The sequence below is a fragment of the uncultured Mucilaginibacter sp. genome, from assembly GCF_937859865.1.
Taxonomy (GTDB): domain Bacteria; phylum Bacteroidota; class Bacteroidia; order Sphingobacteriales; family Sphingobacteriaceae; genus Mucilaginibacter_A.
Genome location: NZ_CALMAT010000045.1, coordinates 26,369 through 44,034, shown reverse-complemented (window position 1 = coordinate 44,034; position 17,666 = coordinate 26,369). Strand labels below are relative to the sequence as shown.

At 40.8% G+C, this 17,666-nt stretch carries 20 protein-coding genes; 11 read left to right on the top strand and 9 right to left on the bottom strand.

The genetic code is table 11. The annotated features are described in order from the left end of the window. From Q0192_RS05235 to Q0192_RS05220, 4 genes are all read left to right on the top strand, one after another. Positions 1-762: ATP-binding cassette domain-containing protein (locus Q0192_RS05235; protein ID WP_299287133.1), on the top strand; the 762-nt coding region annotated here is incomplete at its 5' end. Positions 763-904: 142 nt separating this feature from the next. Then, entirely contained in the window at positions 905-1,429 is a 525-nt protein-coding gene (locus tag Q0192_RS05230) for an acyl-CoA thioesterase (RefSeq protein WP_299287141.1), read from the top strand. Between the two features lie 133 nt (positions 1,430-1,562). Further along, positions 1,563-2,084 carry a hypothetical protein gene (locus Q0192_RS05225; RefSeq protein WP_299287130.1) on the top strand — a complete coding sequence of 174 codons (522 nt, stop codon included), beginning with the start codon at positions 1,563-1,565 and terminating at the stop codon, positions 2,082-2,084. Positions 2,085-2,260: 176 nt separating this feature from the next. Further along, positions 2,261-2,470 carry a hypothetical protein gene (locus Q0192_RS05220; RefSeq protein WP_299287127.1) on the top strand — a complete coding sequence of 70 codons (210 nt, stop codon included), beginning with the start codon at positions 2,261-2,263 and terminating at the stop codon, positions 2,468-2,470. A gap of 63 nt (positions 2,471-2,533) precedes the next feature. Here the strand turns inward: Q0192_RS05220 and Q0192_RS05215 are convergent, their stop codons facing one another. From Q0192_RS05215 to Q0192_RS05185, 7 genes are all read right to left on the bottom strand, one after another. Beyond that, positions 2,534-3,394 (bottom strand): nucleoside phosphorylase, encoded by an 861-nt coding sequence (locus Q0192_RS05215; protein WP_299287124.1) that lies wholly within the window; start codon positions 3,392-3,394, stop codon positions 2,534-2,536. Between the two features lie 103 nt (positions 3,395-3,497). Further along, positions 3,498-3,818 carry a D-lyxose/D-mannose family sugar isomerase gene (locus Q0192_RS05210; RefSeq protein ID WP_299287121.1) on the bottom strand — a complete coding sequence of 107 codons (321 nt, stop codon included), beginning with the start codon at positions 3,816-3,818 and terminating at the stop codon, positions 3,498-3,500. Between the two features lie 324 nt (positions 3,819-4,142). Beyond that, entirely contained in the window at positions 4,143-6,146 is a 2,004-nt protein-coding gene (locus tag Q0192_RS05205; protein WP_299287119.1) for a M1 family metallopeptidase, read from the bottom strand. 240 nt (positions 6,147-6,386) lie between these two features. Next, positions 6,387-8,132: an alpha-glucosidase gene (locus tag Q0192_RS05200; protein WP_299287116.1), complete on the bottom strand. Its 1,746-nt coding sequence runs from the start codon at positions 8,130-8,132 to the stop codon at positions 6,387-6,389. Between the two features lie 139 nt (positions 8,133-8,271). Then, positions 8,272-9,156: a hypothetical protein gene (locus Q0192_RS05195; protein ID WP_299287113.1), complete on the bottom strand. Its 885-nt coding sequence runs from the start codon at positions 9,154-9,156 to the stop codon at positions 8,272-8,274. Positions 9,157-9,171: 15 nt separating this feature from the next. After that, positions 9,172-10,299 carry a magnesium/cobalt transporter CorA gene (gene corA, locus Q0192_RS05190; RefSeq protein WP_299287110.1) on the bottom strand — a complete coding sequence of 376 codons (1,128 nt, stop codon included), beginning with the start codon at positions 10,297-10,299 and terminating at the stop codon, positions 9,172-9,174. Then, complete coding sequence (locus Q0192_RS05185) at positions 10,299-10,979, bottom strand: WbqC family protein (protein WP_366518138.1); 681 nt, start codon at positions 10,977-10,979, stop codon at positions 10,299-10,301. Before Q0192_RS05185 ends, corA begins: the two co-directional genes overlap by 1 nt. Between Q0192_RS05185 and Q0192_RS05180 the strand changes: the two genes are divergently transcribed. From Q0192_RS05180 to Q0192_RS05160, 5 genes are all read left to right on the top strand, one after another. Further along, positions 10,948-11,832 (top strand): lysophospholipid acyltransferase family protein, encoded by an 885-nt coding sequence (locus tag Q0192_RS05180; protein ID WP_299287107.1) that lies wholly within the window; start codon positions 10,948-10,950, stop codon positions 11,830-11,832. The two genes, Q0192_RS05185 and Q0192_RS05180, sit on opposite strands and share 32 nt — an antisense overlap. Next, positions 11,829-12,866 carry a glycosyltransferase family 2 protein gene (locus Q0192_RS05175; RefSeq protein ID WP_299287104.1) on the top strand — a complete coding sequence of 346 codons (1,038 nt, stop codon included), beginning with the start codon at positions 11,829-11,831 and terminating at the stop codon, positions 12,864-12,866. Before Q0192_RS05180 ends, Q0192_RS05175 begins: the two co-directional genes overlap by 4 nt. Positions 12,867-12,904: 38 nt before the next feature. Further along, a complete protein-coding gene (locus Q0192_RS05170) occupies positions 12,905-13,447 on the top strand; it encodes a DUF4365 domain-containing protein (protein WP_299287101.1) in 543 nt (180 codons plus the stop codon). Then, entirely contained in the window at positions 13,416-13,706 is a 291-nt protein-coding gene (locus Q0192_RS05165) for a hypothetical protein (RefSeq protein ID WP_299287098.1), read from the top strand. The genes Q0192_RS05170 and Q0192_RS05165 overlap by 32 nt, the downstream gene beginning before the upstream one ends. Positions 13,707-13,816: 110 nt before the next feature. Further along, positions 13,817-14,380 carry a hypothetical protein gene (locus Q0192_RS05160; protein WP_299287095.1) on the top strand — a complete coding sequence of 188 codons (564 nt, stop codon included), beginning with the start codon at positions 13,817-13,819 and terminating at the stop codon, positions 14,378-14,380. Here the strand turns inward: Q0192_RS05160 and Q0192_RS05155 are convergent. Beyond that, positions 14,377-14,961: a riboflavin synthase gene (locus tag Q0192_RS05155; protein ID WP_299287092.1), complete on the bottom strand. Its 585-nt coding sequence runs from the start codon at positions 14,959-14,961 to the stop codon at positions 14,377-14,379. The two genes, Q0192_RS05160 and Q0192_RS05155, sit on opposite strands and share 4 nt — an antisense overlap. A gap of 137 nt (positions 14,962-15,098) precedes the next feature. Here Q0192_RS05155 and Q0192_RS05150 point away from each other — a divergent pair, with 137 nt between their 5' ends. After that, complete coding sequence (locus tag Q0192_RS05150) at positions 15,099-15,578, top strand: HPP family protein (protein WP_299287089.1); 480 nt, start codon at positions 15,099-15,101, stop codon at positions 15,576-15,578. Between the two features lie 653 nt (positions 15,579-16,231). Further along, positions 16,232-16,399: a hypothetical protein gene (locus tag Q0192_RS05145; protein WP_299287086.1), complete on the top strand. Its 168-nt coding sequence runs from the start codon at positions 16,232-16,234 to the stop codon at positions 16,397-16,399. A 49-nt stretch (positions 16,400-16,448) separates the two neighbouring features. On the opposite strand, the gene Q0192_RS05140 is transcribed toward Q0192_RS05145, so the two are convergent. Continuing rightward, the gene (locus tag Q0192_RS05140) at positions 16,449-17,348 is read right to left on the bottom strand and encodes an alpha/beta hydrolase (RefSeq protein WP_299287083.1); all 900 of its coding nucleotides are present in this window, start codon (positions 17,346-17,348) and stop codon (positions 16,449-16,451) included. Positions 17,349-17,666 lie beyond the last annotated feature (318 nt).

Sequence of the window (17,666 nt, the reverse complement as noted above, 5' to 3'; positions counted from 1 at the left end):
TTTCAACAGCAAAAACAGCAAACCGATGTGGATTTGGAGGAATTGAAAGCCTTGCTTGGCCAAACGCCCGATGCTTCTTTTAGCACCATAATTTCGATGAAAAATGTAAACATCCGTTATGGCGAAAAACAGGTTTTGAACAACATCAACTGGAAGGTTTTACCTGGAGAAAAATGGGCTTTGCTTGGGCCAAACGGAGCCGGAAAATCAACTTTGTTAAGTTTAATTAATGGCGACAACCCGCAAGCTTATGCCAACCAAATCATCCTTTTCGACCGCAAAAGAGGTACCGGCGAAAGCATTTGGGACATCAAGAAAAAAATCGGTTTTGTATCGCCCGAACTGCATCAATATTTTCCGTCAGAAAATTCGTGTTTGCAAACAATTGAATCCGGGTTTTACGATACGCTGGGTTTGTTTCGTCCATCCAACCCACAAAAAGCTGCGATTGCTTTACGTTGGATGAAGCTGCTCAATATGGAAGACCAGGCACGAAAACCGCTTAAACAAGTAACGGCAAGCACGCAACGTCTTTGTTTGCTGGCGCGTGCTTTGGTCAAAAACCCGCCATTGTTGATTTTTGACGAACCTTGCCAGGGTTTGGACGAACAGCAGCAAAACCACTTTAAACACCTGCTCGAACTGATTTGCAACAACAGCAACACCACCTTGATTTATGTAACGCATTACCAACAGGAAATCCCAAACGTGGTGGACAAGGTTTTGAGGCTGGAGGAAGGGAAAAAAATTAATGGTTTATAGTTGATAGTTCATAGCAAAAGCTCAATAAATACCACCGCAATCATAATTTATGATCCATGCTCGCTTAGCTATTGCCGATGAACTATCAACCATATTCTATCAACTCAAAAACTACAATCTTCAAATCCCTATCTTTACGCCCATGATTGCCAAGAAAGCTTCCGTGTCGCACACGGTGATGAACGAACTGATTTTGCCGAACGATACCAATATGTTAAACAATCTGATGGGCGGCCGTATGCTCCATTGGATGGATATTGCCGCTGCCATTTCGGCCCAAAAGCATTGTAACTGCCTGGCTGTTACCGCTTCTGTGGATAGCGTTTCGTTTAAACATGCCGTAAAACTGGGCGACGTGATCAGTATTGAAGCACAAGTTACCCGCGCTTTTAACACTTCGGTGGAAGTGCGGCTGGTGGTTTCGGCACAAAATATCCCTTCGGGAACCACCATCAAAAGCAACGAAGCTTTTTACACTTTCGTAGCGATTGATGCCAACAACAAACCGCAGCAAGTGCCCGAACTGATACCGGAAACGGAAGAAGAAATTGAACTGTATGCCGGTGCCATGCAGCGGCGCCAACTGCGTTTAATTTTAAGCGGAAAAATGAAAATCCACGATGCAACAGAGCTGAAAGATTTTTTCTACGGTGCAGGTTCGCATTAAACCAAACTGTTTGCTCATCGTCTTTACTTGTTAAATTGTGTTAATTACTGCTGTTAGCCTGATTTTAAACATAAAGAAGCTGTATTTTCATACGGTTTAAATATGGTTTGTTAATGCTATTTAATTTTTGGTTATGACAACTTTCCGGCTGCTGGCTTTATTATCATTCTTATTTTTTGCCGGTAAAAACAGCATGGCGCAAACGTTTAAATCGTACAAAGATGCGGCCAACCATTTCGAAATCAGCATTCCAAGCAACTGGCTGGTAACACAATCTGATCCGCGTTTAAAGTTTATCGCCATCCGCCCGCAAACCGAACCTGATAACGCTTTCCCTGAAAACATCAACCTCAATTTTATAGATGCGCCGCATGGAAACTTGGATTCAGCTTATGCCATGTCCATAGAATCCAACAATGCCTTGCCGGGTTTTTTATCAATTACAAAAAAAGGAACGGCCACCAGCAAACGCTACAAATGGTACATCAATTCGCACAAAGATTTACAAACCGAGACAGTTTTGCAAACCATTGTTTTTGTTTATTACATTAAAGAAAAAGCAATTTTGCTGACTTGTACGGCCCCTTTCGGAAGTTTTGAAAGATACAAACCTGTGTTTTTTAAAATTGCAGATTCTCTAAAACTACAATCATAAACCATACTTCTTTTATCGCCTTAAAATTGTTGGGTTTGGCCTGTTCCTGCTGTACTTTGATTTTTTTGTATGATAAAAAAGCAAAAGGTTTAACGCCAAAAACTATAAATTTTTTGATTAAACTTAGATGAACAAGCTTTACTCTAAAAATCATAATTCACTTAACTATTACAATTATGAAAATGCTTAAAGTTTGCCTGGTTTTACTTTTATCTGTGGTTACTTTTGATGTAGCCAACGCTGCAAGTTTCCGTGATTTTAACCGCTTTGACCGCGAACGCCGCCGCCATGAACGTTGGGAACGCCGCCACCACCGCGAAGAACGCTTTCGCCATGACCACGGATACAGAGACCATGGATACAGAGATTACCGCGACAGATACTAATTGATTTTAGATAGAAAAACCTGCTTCAGTTGCAGGTTTTTCTGTTTTGATTCCAATTTAAAATTACCACAATCTTTCTAAAACCAATTGAATTGTTTTATCAATTGTTTGCTCTGGCTTACTGCTAAATTGGTTTGTTGCACGGTTGGCCAAAATTGCATTAACAGATAAAGCTTCGTGCCCTAAAACTTTTGCCAAGGCATAAATTCCCGCCGTTTCCATTTCTAAGTTTGTAATTCTTTGATTTCCAAGTTTAAAAGATTGCAGATAATTTAAAAAATCAGGAACTGCGCTTTTTGCCCGGACTTGTCTTCCCTGCGGCGCATAGAAACCGGGTGCAGTTGCTGTAATTCCATGTGGCAATCCAAAACCAATCTTTTCTTTTAAAGTTAAACTTGCAGAAGTTAAATAAGGCGATACTGTTTTTAGGGCATAAAAATTGGTATCTAAAACACTTTGCAATTCCCTTTCGCTTGGATTAAGATCGTAAGCATAATAATTCATCAACGCATCAAAACCCAAACCATAATCAGAAACCAAAATACAATCTACCGGAATATCTGCATGTAAAGAACCGGAAGTTCCAATGCGGATGATATTTAACCTGGTTAGTTTTTCTTTGATCAATCTTGTATCAAAATCAATATTCACCAAAGCATCCAATTCATTCAAAACAATATCAATATTATCAGTGCCGATGCCGGTAGAAATTACGGTTGTTCTTTTATTACCGATCCAACCCGTATGCGTTAAAAACTCGCGTTTACCTTTTTTCAGGTCAATCCGGTCAAAATATTTGCTTACTTCTCCTACCCGATCCGGATCGCCAACGGTGATGATGGTTTCGGCAACATCTTCGGGTAATAAATTCAAGTGATAAATGCTGCCGTCGGGGTTTAAGATGAGATCGGTTTCGGAAATCATGCTGTTTAATAAAAGAATTAATAAAGAACCGGTAAAAAACATTGTTTAACAAAAAAACCCGAAGTTGCGCTTCAGGTTTTTTGTTGGCTTTTTGCAGTTCAGCTTACATTTTCATGTGGTCGTTCATCGGCATCTTATCAACCTTGCCGCTCATCATTACACTTTGTCCATCTTTCAGCATCATGGTTTTGCCGTTTTTCATCTTCACGGTGCCGTCTGCCATTACCACTGTTCCGTTTTTCATGGTCATGGGTTTAGTCATGGCCATTGTTTTTCCGTCCATTGTGCACATCATTTTTCCGCCGTCCATCATCACACAGTTTTCCATTTTCATGGATTTAGAATCCATTTTGGCCATTTTGTGCTGCGCCATTGCACTACAACTTAATACTGTGGCAAATAAGTAAACGAATATCTTTTTCATATTTTTTTAGTTTTATCAATATTACAAAAATTTCTAATCAGGATTTATCTTTTTATAAAATGACTTTTAATATTTTTTGTTAAGGTTCGTGCTAAAAAAGAAGTGCTGCGTATAATTTATACTGATTTTGATGGAACTGTTTTCGTCAGTTTTTTTGCTGATGTATTTTTTATCTGGTATTGATTTTTCTTAATAAAACAAAGGGCAAGCGCCGATTGACAAATTTTATCCGATAAAAGAAGCATTTATTAAGCAAACCTGCGGCTGCCGGTATTATGTTCTTTTTTCTTAACATAAAATAACCAAAAAGCTAGGAATGCAGAATCACCTCACCTTAAAAACATTATTCCCCCGGTCCATATCCGGCAAAGCACCATCCGGGTTAACTTGAACTTGTAAAACATCCTGCGTAACTGGCATATCAAAAGTAATGGCTTTGTTTTGCAGCCAGGTTTCTACCGGGAAAGTTTGGCGTTGCTTGCTACCATCTTTCAAAGTGATTTCGACCACAAAAGGCATCGCCATTTTTTCCAGGTTGGCCACGGTAATTCGGATGCTTCTTTTACCACCTATTTTTTGGTACTGTACATCGTGGATGGCCAAATCTAATTTCCAGTTGTTGTAAAACCAGCCTTTCCAAAACCAGGATAAATCTTCGCCGCCGCCGTTTTCTATGGAACGGAAAAAATCTTCCGGCTGCGGATGTTTGTAAGCCCAATTATGGATGTATTGCCGGAAAGCATAATCAAAACGGTCTTTGCCCAAAATCTGTTCGCGCAGCAAAACCAAGCCAAAAGCAGGTTTAAAATAAGCAATCGGGTGGCGGTATTTTTCTTTGATGGCATCGGCAGCCGTCATAATGATTGGTGCGTTTGGATCGGTAATAATCGGCACAATTTCATCTGCCGGGTTGCCTCCGCCGGGCGCATATTCGCCGTCGCGTTTGGGCGCAAACTCGCCTTTGTTAAACGCATCCGAAGCGTAAATATCAATAAAGGTGTTAAAACCTTCGTCCATCCAAGCAAAACGCCGTTCATTGCTGCCCACAATCATCGGGAACCAGTTGTGGCCAATTTCGTGCGCCGTTACCCAATACAATTCTTTGCCTTTATCGGTAATCCCGTCAAACACAATTCCCGGATATTCCATGCCGCCTGCAATCCCGGCTTCGTTAACGGCAACCGGCCAGGGATAAACAAACCATTGCTTGGAAAAATATTCAATGGAACCTTTTAAATATTCGGTCGCCCTTCCCCAAGCATCGTTTCCGGCGCTTTCGATCGGGTAAACCGACATCGACATACATTTTTTTCCTTCAGGAAGATTGACGCGCGCGGCATCCCAGATGTAAGCTTTGGAAGCGCCGAAAGCTACATCGCGCGTATTTTTCATTAAAAAATGCCAAGTTAATGTTCCTTTTTGAACCGGACGGGAAGTTGGGTCATTCACTTCTGATGCCGTACGAATCATCACCGTTTTTTCGCTGTTTCGCGCTGTTTCCAACCGGCTGATTTGTTTGGCGGTCAACACTTCTTTTGGGTTTTGCAATTCGCCGGAACCGGCCACCAACATATCCCAGGGAACGGTTACGCGATAATCAATATCTCCATATTCCAGATAAAACTCACCGGCACCGAGGAAAGGCAATGTATCCCAACCGCTCGAATCATCATAAACACAAAGCCGCGGAAACCATTGTGCAATTTCATAGATCTTGCCGTTGTTGGTATCGGTATAATCGGTGCGGTTACCAAAATTTCCCGGAATCTGATAATGGTATTTGATGAGCAGGTTGATTTTTCCGCCGTTTGGCGCTACTGCTTTTGGCAGCCGGATTTGCATCCGCGTATCGTTCACTATATAATTTACAGTTTGTGGTTTGCCATTAATGAGGATTTCTACCGATTCAAACTGATAACCTTGAGTATGTTCTGAAGCAGCACGGCCGGTTACAAAGTTGGAACGTGCTTCTTTTACATAGGTATTTTGGTCGAGCTGCAGCCACAAATAGGGCAAAGCATCGGGGCTGTTGTTGGTGTAGGTGATGTTTTCGGTTGAAGTTAAAGTTTTGGCCGAAGTGTCTAACTTGGCGTTTAACTGGTAATCCACTTTGTTTTGCCAGTATTTTGGCCCGGGCGCACCGTTGGCAGCATGAAATTCATTTCCTTTTTCGGTATAAAAACTGGGAGAAAATAATGCCGCCGGATTGTAATTGGATGCAATCGTATCGTTTGGATTTCCGGCACGCTTGCGTTGTGCATATATGGAAGCGGTAAGCAACATCACGAATGTAACGGCAAAAGCAACAGTGGTATAAAGCTTGTTCATGTTTTGGGTTTTTAAAGCACCAGCAATATAGCAGGAATTTGAGGAGATGCTTCTTTTATGGCATAAAAAAAGCGGCTGGGTTAGGGCCGCTTATAATAAGTTATTAGGTTGTTATATCAATTGTGCTTTTGAAGAAGATCCCTCTTTCATCAGGATGACAAAAGCGCTGTCATTTCGACCAACGGGAGAAATCTTATTTCAACGATACTTCTTTTATCCACCTAAAAACAGCAAAGCTTTTTATTTTAAATTGATCATCACGGCCTGATAAGGTTTCAAAAACACCTTTTCCTGCCCTACTTTTAAATCCGAATAATTGTTGATTAGAATGGCACTTGTATGGATTGGCTGGAGCGAAGTATATTCCGCTTCCTGTGCAGAAAAATTAAGCAACACCAACAATTTCTGATCATCCAAACTTCGGGCATAAGCATAAACTTGTTCGTTGGCTTCGTCCAGCAATTGGTAATCGCCATAAACCAAAATTGGATGGCTTTTTCTAAATTGGATCAACTTTCGAAAATAATTTAAAACTGAATTTGGGTCAACATCCTGCGATGCTTCGTTTACCACATTAAAATTGGTGTTCACTTTGATCCAGGGTTTGCCCGTTGTGAAACCCGCGTTTTCCTGATCGTTCCATTGAAAAGGCGTGCGGCTGTTGTCGCGGGCGGTCAGCTTCCAGCCTTCCATGTATTTTTGCGTGTCTTCGCCGTCTTTTTGCAGCTTTTGGTACATGTTTAAGGTTTCGATGTCGCGGTAATCATGGATGTCGTCAAACTTAATATTGCCCATGCCGATCTCATCGCCTGCATAAATGTAAGGCGTAGCACGCATCGTCAGCAAAAAAGTGTGGAGCATTTTAGAAGAAACTGCTGCAAATTCCGGGGCATCGTTTCCCCAGCGGCTCACCATCCGTGGCTGGTCGTGGTTGCCCAGATAAATGCTTCCCCAACCTTTTTCTGCGAAAATATCGTTCCATTTACTGTACAACTTTTTAAAATCCGTCAGCTTCCAACCCGCCGGATCGGGCTGTTTGTATTTTCCCGGCAGCAAGCCAATATACATGCCATCAAAATGGAAAAACATATCCAGTTCTTTGCGGTCTTCGTCCACAAAGTTTGTCGCTTCCTCAATCGTTACGCCCGAGCCTTCGCCAACCGTCATGATGTCGTATTGGCTTAAAACTTCACGGTTCATCTGCTGTAAATAGTCGTGCAGATGCGGCCCTTTTGCATAATAAATGCCCCAGCGGCCTTTATCGTTTTGATCCAAGTATTCCTGCGTAATTTCTGGGAAATTAATGTCTTTGGAGATGTAAGAGATGACGTCCATCCGGAAACCATCCACGCCTTTATCCAGCCAAAAACGCATCAACTTAAAAACTTCTTCGCGCAGCACCGGGTTTTCCCAATTTAAATCGGGCTGTTTGGTAGCAAAATAATGCAAAAAGTAGCTGTCGGTTTTTTCATCGTATTTCCAGGCGCCTTCTTCTATATCAAAAAAACTGTCGCGGTATGGCGGTTTCCCTTTTTCGGCAGGCCACCAATGATAGTAATCGCGGTAAGGGTTTTCTTTGGAACTACTGGCTTGTTTAAACCATTCGTGCTCATCGCTGCTATGGTTCACCACCAAATCCATCATTAATTTGATGTTGCGCTGATGCAAACCTTTTAGCAGCCGATCGAAATCCTGCATCGTTCCAAATTCCGGCATTATGCCTTCATAATCGCTCACATCGTAACCGTTGTCGCAATTTGGGGAAGGATAAATCGGGTTGAACCAAACTACATCAACGCCTAAACTTTTGATGTAATCCAGCTTTTCGATAATGCCTTGCAGATCGCCAACACCATCGCCATTGCTGTCTTTAAAGCTGCGCGGATAAATTTGATAAACTACAGCTTCTTTCCACCAGGTTTGGTTTGGGCTTTGCGGATTTGTAGTTGGGTTTGGTGTTTGATTTTGATTTGCAGAAAAATTCATGATTAATTTTTATAAAAACGAAAAAGGTGGTTTTTGCAGATGCTTGGCGCACCGTTAAAAATATAAGTTGCAACATCAGTTTTATATAAGTGTTTAAAGCGCACAAAGTATTTACAAAACGATGCTTCTTTTACCACACTTATTTTGGTATGGAATAATAATAGATAGGCGCGTTTTTGCCTTCGCTGGTGGTGTAATAACCTTTTCCGTTAAGCGTAAAACCGATGGCTTCACCTTGTTTTTCCATTTTGTACGGCAATTCTATTGGCTTGCGTTGCAAGGTTTTCCAAATGGGTTCGCCGGTTTGCCGCTTCCAGAAATATACGGATTGATAGCTTTTTACCAGTACTTCGCTTCCATCGGCAGCAATATCGCCGGCCGTAACCCACTTTGCTACAGGTAAACCGGTAAAATGTAATTTAGCCCTTTTTTGCAACAAAATTGTATCGGTAAAAGAAGCATTTAAAGGCGCGGTGTAAACGCCAACAGAATCTTCGCGTTTGGTAACGATGTACAACAACTTACCAACCGGATCAACCATCAGCGTTTCGGCATCGTGCGGCCCGTCGGGATATTTTAAATGATAAGCCTCGGTTTTGATTGCTGAAGAAGGTTTGGCACCGGTTATCACTGGTTCTTCAAAACGATAAACGGTAATCAAATTCCGATTAGCATGGTTATCGCCGATATCGCCCAGATAAACATAACTTTTGCCTTTTTTTGGCCCCGTGCCAACGGCAATATCTTCACAATCAATTACATTGGCTTCTTTATTTGTAGCATCAGCCATAAAATAAAACGTGCTTAACAACTGCCCTGTTGGCGAAATGGCGAAAAACCGGCTGGTATCGCCGCTGTCGTTATGCACGTAAAGTACGTTTTTGTTGATGCGGGAAGCAGCAATGCCCGATACTTCTTTTAAGGCAGGATCTTTTAGCGTGTTTTGGTTTTGGGCAACTACAATTTTTACGGTGAGCAGGATGATGGCAGCAGCAACGGCTAAATTTATTCTTTTATGTTTCAATATCATTTTTAAAAACTACATTTTGTTAAACCAGCCCTTGCGCCAAAAAAACACAAATTGCACAACTGCAATTAGCAGCATTACAATAAGTGTATAAAGGTAGCCATGCGGTTGGTACAGTTCGGGCAGGTTACCGGGCATTACTTTGTTGGTTACCGGATCTACCCTGGCAAAGTTCATTCCATAAATCCCGGCGATAAACGTGAGCGGGATAAAGATGGACGAAATGATGGTAAGCACTTTCATGATCTCGTTCATACGGTTGCTAATGAGCGAAAGGTACATATCCACAATGCTGGAAGTGATCTCTTTATAACTCTCGGTCAAATCCATTACCTGGATGCAATGGTCGTAGGCGTCGCGCAGGTACGGCTTGTTGTTTGCCATAATCAGCGGGCTTTCCGTCCGGATCATGTCGTTAATTTTGTCACGTTCCGGCCAGGCTGCCCGCCTGAGCAGGATCATGCTGCGTTTGATGTGCTGCGCTTCGTACATGATGCTTTTATCAGGCGATTCGTACAAACGGTCTTCCAGCAAATCCAGCGAATCGCCTATTTTGTTCAGCAGTTCAAAATAACGGTCAATCACGGTATCGGTAATGGAATACGCCATATAGCCAGGCCCAGCCGTTCGTATAATTCCTTTGCCGACATGTAAACGCTTTTTTATGCCTTCAAAGTATTCGTCGTACGTTTCCTGAAAACTGATAATGAGGTTTTCCTTCACCAACATAGAAAGCTGATAGTTATCGCTGTCTTCCTCTTTGTGGTAATGCAGCACGCGGCTGGTTAAAAAAACATAACCTTCGTATTCTTCAAATTTTGGCCGTTGCCGGGTATGCACAATATCTTCCAAAACCAAACGGCTGATTTCCATTTTAGTGCCAATTTCCTCGATCAGGGCCTGGTCGCCCAGGCCTTTTATCAAAATCCAATGTGTGTGGTTGTTGCAAGCTTTTATCTGATTAAGCACCACATCAATACCGGCCCCTTTTGCTTCTTTTACCTCGTTTTGGTTGTAAGAATAAATTTCTATCTGCGGCTTCAGTGCATCTTTTGGCACATTTACCGAACCCGGCATTTCGCCAATTACCTCTTCGTGCTTGCGGGTTTTTACTTTTAAACGTTTAGCTTTTTTTGCCATTACAAATATTTTACCGCGTTCGGTCCCTGGTTAAACAAAAGGTCTACAATACTCAAATTTTTCAGGAAGCCCTGCCGGTCGTCAAACACCTGGAAATAAGTTTTTTGTTCGAAATGATACTCCAGTTTTGGGTGGATGCTTTTTCGGAAATCGGCCCCGGCAAAATCAGCTTCATATGCTTCGTTGTACTTCAATTCTAACTTCAACTTCAACAGTTTAAGCAACAAATGCAGCAAAGCTTCGTTGTAATCAAACAAAAATTCGTACTTTTTTCCCTGATAAAAGGGCGCAAACTCCGCTTCGTAATACTCAAAATAAGCCGAACTGCGGTAACAGTTTTGCAGGCCCATCCAGTGCAAACGCTGCCAGTTAAAATCGTAACTTATTTTTACATCGCGTACCACACGATGGTTTTTTGCGCCTTTTGCCACCGGCACAACCAGCGTTAAAGCGCCGTCGGGCGAATAAATTTGCGCCCGGTTTCGGTAAGTTTGTTTGGGGTAATGCTCTTTTTGCTCGATCAAAAAATTGTTTTTATGCCCGATCAGTTCGGTAAAAAAAGCAATGGGCGGCAAGTAAAACAGCGAGAAAAGTGCGGCATTGTCCGTCATAAAAGTTAAGTTTGTATTCAACAATCCAGCCAAAACAATGATCGTTAAGGCACTTACGAAAGTAGCCATTTTCTTTTTGTACCTGCTCTCGCTGCTGCCGTTTTGGGTTTTGTACCTGATTTCGGATGCTGTTTTTATCCTCCTTTTTTATGTAACACACTACCGGCAGAAAGTGGTAAAACAAAACTTGCTGAATGCTTTTCCCGAAAAAACCTCCGCAGAAAGACTACAAATCGAGCGTAAGTTTTATAGTTACCTGGCTGATTTAATGGTGGAAGCGATTAAACTTATCACCATTTCTGAACGGCAGCTCAAAAAGCATTTCACCCTAAACAACCCCGAATTGCTGGATACTTTTTTTAGCCAGCAAAAAAGTGTGCTGGGCGCCTTGGGCCATTATGGCAACTGGGAAATGGCGGCGCAAATTTTAGGTTTTTCTACGGAGAAAAAGAAACTGTTTATTTACAAACCGTTGGAAAACGAAGTTTTTGATACTTTTTTAAAAAAGCTTCGTTCGCGTTTTGGTTCCATTCCGGTTTCGATGAAAGCCACTTTGCGCACGTTGGCGACCTTAAAAAATGAACCCAAACTGACCGTTTTTGTAAGCGACCAAACACCGGTGCGCGAAGAAACGCAGTATTTTACGCAATTCCTCAACCAGCCAACCGCCGTTTTTTTAGGCATCGAAAAGATGGCGAAGATGACAGGTGATCCCGTGATTTTTTGTGATATACGCGTTTTAAAAAGAGGCTATTATTGCTGTACATTTGTTCCTTTGATGAACGAGCCGAAATTAAGCAGCGAACACGAAATTACAGACTTGCATGTGCAATACCTGGAAAAAGTGATCCGCGAAGCACCGGAATACTGGTTGTGGTCGCACAAAAGATGGAAATTTAAACCGGAAGATATTCATAGATGAGCCTGCCCAAAGTTGCCGTTGTGATCCTGAACTGGAACGGTTTAAATTATTTAAAAACGTATTTGCCCTCGGTTTTAGCTTCCACATACTCAAACCTGGAAATTGTTGTTGGCGATAACGGTTCCGAAGATGGTTCTGTTGAATTTTTGCACACCAATTTTCCACAGGTAAAAACAGTATTGAACGACCAGAATTACGGCTTTACCGGCGGTTACAATAAGGTTTTAGCCCATATTCAGGCTGATTATTTTGTTTTGCTGAACTCTGACGTAGAAGTGGAACCGGATTGGATTGGGCCGGTCATCAAGTTGATGGAAAGCGACGATCTAATTGCCGCCGCTGCACCAAAAATCTTATCGTGGCAGGAAAAAAACAAGTTTGAACATGCCGGTGCGGCCGGTGGTTTTATAGATACGTTTGGTTATCCGTTTTGCCGCGGACGGATTTTTTATGAAGTGGAAGAAGACCACGGCCAGTACAACCAAACCGGCGAGGTGCTTTGGGCTTCGGGCGCGGCTTTGTTTATCAAGCAAAAATACTGGGAACTTTCGGGCGGTTTTGACGAACGCTTTTTTGCGCACATGGAAGAAATTGACTTGTGCTGGCGTTTGAAAAACATGGGGCTGAAAGTGATGTATTGTGCCGAATCCAAAGTTTACCATTTGGGCGGTGGCACTTTGGATGCCGAAAACCCTTTTAAAACTTTCCTCAACTTCCGTAACAATTTGCTGTTGCTGCAAAAAAACCTGTGGCTGCGCAAAAGTGTGTTCGTGATCCCAATGCGTTTTGTATTGGATTTTGTAACGATGCTGCGTTTTATCTCCGAAGGCAAACGAAAAGATGCGGCGGCCATCAGCAAAGCACACCGAAATTTTATCCGACACATCTTTAAAAATTCCGGCCGGCAAAAAGTAAGAAGCGAAAGCCATGCCGATTACAACCTGCAATCAACAGCTGGCTTTTATCGTGGCAGTGTGGTTTATGATTTTTTTGTGAAAAAGATACGCAAGTTTTCGGAGTTGAAAAGCTGGTAAAAGGAGTGTATATTGGGCATTATGCCTAATTACTTAATATGCCACTAAAAAGAAAAAAAAGTAGCAAACCTACCAATGATAGAAAAAAACGGATACGCAATCATATTATTGCAGATTTAAGTGCTAATCATGTTGAAAGATTTGCTTTATTAAATGGTTTTTCTGTAGAATGTATTGTAAAGGATTACGGCTATGATTTAAATATTTATACTTATGATTTAAATGGAGAATTTGAAAACGGAAATATCTACATTCAGCTAAAAGCATCCGAAACACCAATATATGTCAGTAATAAAACGGAAATTTCGTTTCCTGTTGATAAAAGAGATTTACGTGCATGGTTTAATGAACCAATGCCTGTAATTTTCATTTTTTACGATGCTAAAAAAGAAGTCGCATATTGGATTTATATGCAACAGCATTTAAAAAGTTTAGTTAACTTTGATATAAAGAAAATTTCAAACAATTATTCGATAAGAATTCCTGTAATTAACATAATAGACATTAATAGTTTTCAAACATTTAGAACATATAAAGCAAACACATTAAATGAAATTTACAGTGTTATCACCTACAGATAGAAGTCTAAAACTTAATTATGGTCAATTAGACGATACTCTAAAAAAATTAAATTATACGGCAGCAAAGGCTTTAGGTGGACACGTTGTTTATAAGCACCCCAAAAACATTTCTTTACTTGCTGTCAGACATTTTCGCAAAACAGAAATAGTTCCGAAAGCTGTTCTTGCCTCAATAGTTAGGAATATTATCAATACAAACGTTGCAAATGAAACCGAGATTAAAAAGGCTATTGCTGAAGTACAACAATGCCAAGCATAATAACTGATATACAAATTGCTTGTTGTAAAGAAATATACTATTTAGCTTCGGCTTCTACCTACGCAATCATCGATTGAGTTACCTTAATCATAGATGAAAAATACTTTCTCTTGCTCGTATTTTTTACTACCCAAGCAAAATCCCAAGACAGCCTTTCCAACTTCAACCAAAAAAGAAACCAAATTAACCAAACCGGCATTAAAGTTTTAGGCGATTGGGCAATTGCAAATATCGCCATCGGAAGCGTTGGATTTTACAAGACAAAAGGTGCAACCAAATATTTCCATCAAATGAATATCTTTTGGAATGTGGTTAATCTTGGAATTGCAACCGCAGGTTTTTATGGTGCAAAAGAAGCATCCAACAAGCCATATTCTATCAAACAAAGCATCCAAGAACAACATAAAACAGAACGGATTTTATTGATCAACGCTGGTTTGGATGTTGCTTATGTAGCTGGCGGTTGGTATTTAAACAGGCGCGGCATCAGCAAAAGTTCCGACCGGTTGCATGGTTATGGAAACGCTGTAATTTTGCAAGGCGCGTTTTTGTTATTGTTTGATGTTTCGATGTTTGCCATCCAATACAAACATGGCAAAACTTCCAATCAATTTTTAAAAAACGCACAAGTTGGATTTAACGGAAAGCAAATTGAACTGGTCGCACAACTTTAACGCTGCATCAGCCGGGCTACATATTTTCCGATCACATCAAACTCCAGGTTTACAATTGTGCCTTTTTTTACTTGTTGCAAGTTGGTATGTTCATAAGTATAAGGAATGATCGCAACCGAAAAACTATTGCGCTGAGAATTAACAACCGTTAAACTTACACCATTGATACAAATGGAACCTTTTTCAACCGTAACATTTCCCTGCGTTGTATCATATTCAAAAGTGTATTCCCAGCTTCCTTCCAATTCTTTGTAAATTGTACAAACCGCAGTTTGATCTACATGTCCTTGCACAATGTGCCCGTCTAACCGGCCGTTCATTTGCATACAACGTTCCAAGTTAACCAAGTCGCCTTTTTGCAAGTGCCGTAAATTGGTTTTGTTCAAAGTCTCATCAATTGCAGTTACGGTATGCAAACCATCGGCAATGGCCACAACCGTTAAGCAAATACCGTTGTGGGCGATGGATTGATCTATTTTGAGTTCTTGCGCCAAGTTGGATGCAATGGTCAAATGCAAGTTGCCCTGATCTGCAAACAAATCGGTAACGGTGCCTAAAGTTTCTATAATTCCGGTGAACATGATCAGTTGTAAGTAAAACAATCGTCGGCAAAAGTAAGCTAATGCGCCAACAATTTTTAGGTGCTAAAAGAAGTATTGCTTTAATCAGATCAAACATTAGCCGTTCAAACTTCTTTAGTCCAAACACCTGATTTTCCATGCGCAAACGTTTCAATTTAAAAACAGAAATTTCGCTCGCCTTGTTCCCCACGCTTACCATGGCCGTTGTTTTGTTTTTGTTGGAAGCTTACAGCCAGCAACACTTGCTTTTTGCCTCGCTGGCTTCGAGCGCTTTTTTAATTTATCTCGACCCGCATTTGCCAACCAACAGCATTTACACGTTGGTGATGGCGCAAGTTTCTGCCGCTTTAATTGGTTATGGCGTTTTAAAGCTGATTGGCCCGGGCTACACTTCCGCTTTGCTGGCCATGATCGTTTCCATCACTTTTATGGTTTTGCTAAATGTAATGCACCCGCCTGCCGTATCAACCGCTTTAAGTTTTGCTTTTGTAACCGGCCACGCTTTACCGCTGTTTATGATCGCGCTGGGAATATTGATCGTGCTGATTGTTGTACAAAAATTTTCCGTTTGGCTGATCAACAGAAACGTGCCGAAAGACCCGATTAGTAAATTGTAACATACTTTATAATGAACGCTACCCTAACTCGGCGCAATTGCTGTTATCCGTACCGGTTTAAATTTCTTTTTGTCCAAAGAAATGGAGGAAGAAAAAAAAGCTTCGGCAGGCGAAGCCGATGTATAGGCAAAAGCCAAAGGCTAACTGCTTTAAACCCTTAAATTTATACCGATAAAAGAAGCATTCAACCCGATTGCTTCAGCATAAATGCATACCAAAAAAATGCAGGTAAAAGAAGCATTTTACTTTCTTTGATATTAAACAACAAACCCATAATTTATAAAACAATTGCTTTAGGCTGAAGCGTATTTACAGGAAATTAATTTATTAAGGATGCAATAAATAATTGTTAACGAATTTATTTGAAATGATTTAAATTAGTACTAATTTTAGACTTTCTGATCGACCAACAGAAAAACCTAAATAAAAAACTACTACAAAATGAGAAAGCGAAATTTATTAAAACTGTTGTTGCCTATTGGGTTATTATTGTTAGTGTGCTCTTTCTTTATCGGCCGTTTCACTAATATTTCCGAACCGACCGATGGGTTTTTAAGAGGTTCTGGAATTACCCTGATCGTTGCTTATTTTTTAAAAGCCAGCGTAGCTAAAACCATCTGGTAAAATTTTAGTCATACCTACAAAAAACCATCATGAAAAAACTAACCTCGTATTTATTAGCCTTTACCGTTTTAATGCTTAGCCAGGTTTCCTTTGCGCAGGATTCTGTTAAGCAAAGTGCCAAAGCCAGCAAAATGGTTACCCACAAAGTAACCAAACACCACAAAATGGTAAAGAAAACAACTCCGGCTAAAATGTAAACCGAGTTTTAAAACATCAAAGCCACGCTAAACAACAGCGTGGCTTTTTTTATGCTTTTAAAAATTTTACCTGTGCCCGAATGGCCAATTTAGATTCTGGCAGTTTTGTAATCAGGACAAACCCGTGAAACATGCCTTTGTATTCTTCATATTGGATAAATTTTCCGGCTGCTTCCATTTTTTGTGTTAATTCTCTTGAAGTCAGTACCAACAGATCGTCTGTTCCATGTTGTAAAAGTACGGGCGGCAGGATTTCCAGGTCGCCATTTACCGGAGATAAAAGCGGGTCTGTTACATCGCGGTTGCCGCAATAAACCGCCACTACCCTTTTGGTAAATTGCAGCGACAATAGCACATCTTTTCGGATTAAATCTTCTACTTCCGGCCCTGTTTTGTTTGTGTCCAAATTTGCGGCGGGATACAACAAAAGCAGTTTTTTTGGCAAACTGGCTTTTTGCTGGTGCAGCAGGTAGCAGACGGACAAAGCCAGGTTTCCGCCGGCGCTTTCTCCACCTAAAAACCATTGCTGCTGCAAATCGCCGCGCTTTTGCAAAGCCGTAATTACGTTAACAATAGCATTTAAACCATTTGGAAAAGGGTTTACGGGTGCCAGCGGATAACGGACCATCAGCACTGCCATATCCAGTTTTTTGCTTAGTTTATCACAGTAAAGCCAGTGCAAAGTTGTCGGGCCGATTATAAAACCGCCGCCCGGCAGGTAAACCAAAACACCGTTTTCACTTTTTTCTTTATTGATCCAAAACATCGGTACGCCTTCAATTACTTCTTTCGGATACTTTTTTATAATTGGCGTTTTGGTATCTTCATAGGCTTGTAGTTGTTTAAAGCTGTCATTGTTCAACCGCTTTTTAAACCTGAGAATTCGGATAAAATGAGAACAAACTGTTCCTAAAAAACTTCTTTTACGGGTAACGGTATAATCTTTCATTTTTAGGCTTATCAAATTGTTGCTGCAATTGTTTAACAATTAAGGTGCCAGCAATAAATGCTTCTTTTACCACCTATATTTTTGTCTTGGCCAACCAAACTACATTTCGCAAAAATGCAAGGGGTTAAAAATTTTTAAATCTTTGCATAAAAATTAGTATTCATTATTATAAAGCAGAAACACAACCCGAATTTTTATGTGATAAAAGAAGCATCCGGAACACAGGTTTTCAAAAGCTGGATAATACCTGTTTCAAAAATACGTGCTTTTTCACATTTAAAAAGTAAAACTGCTCCACTCATCGAAGCCAGCCTGTAC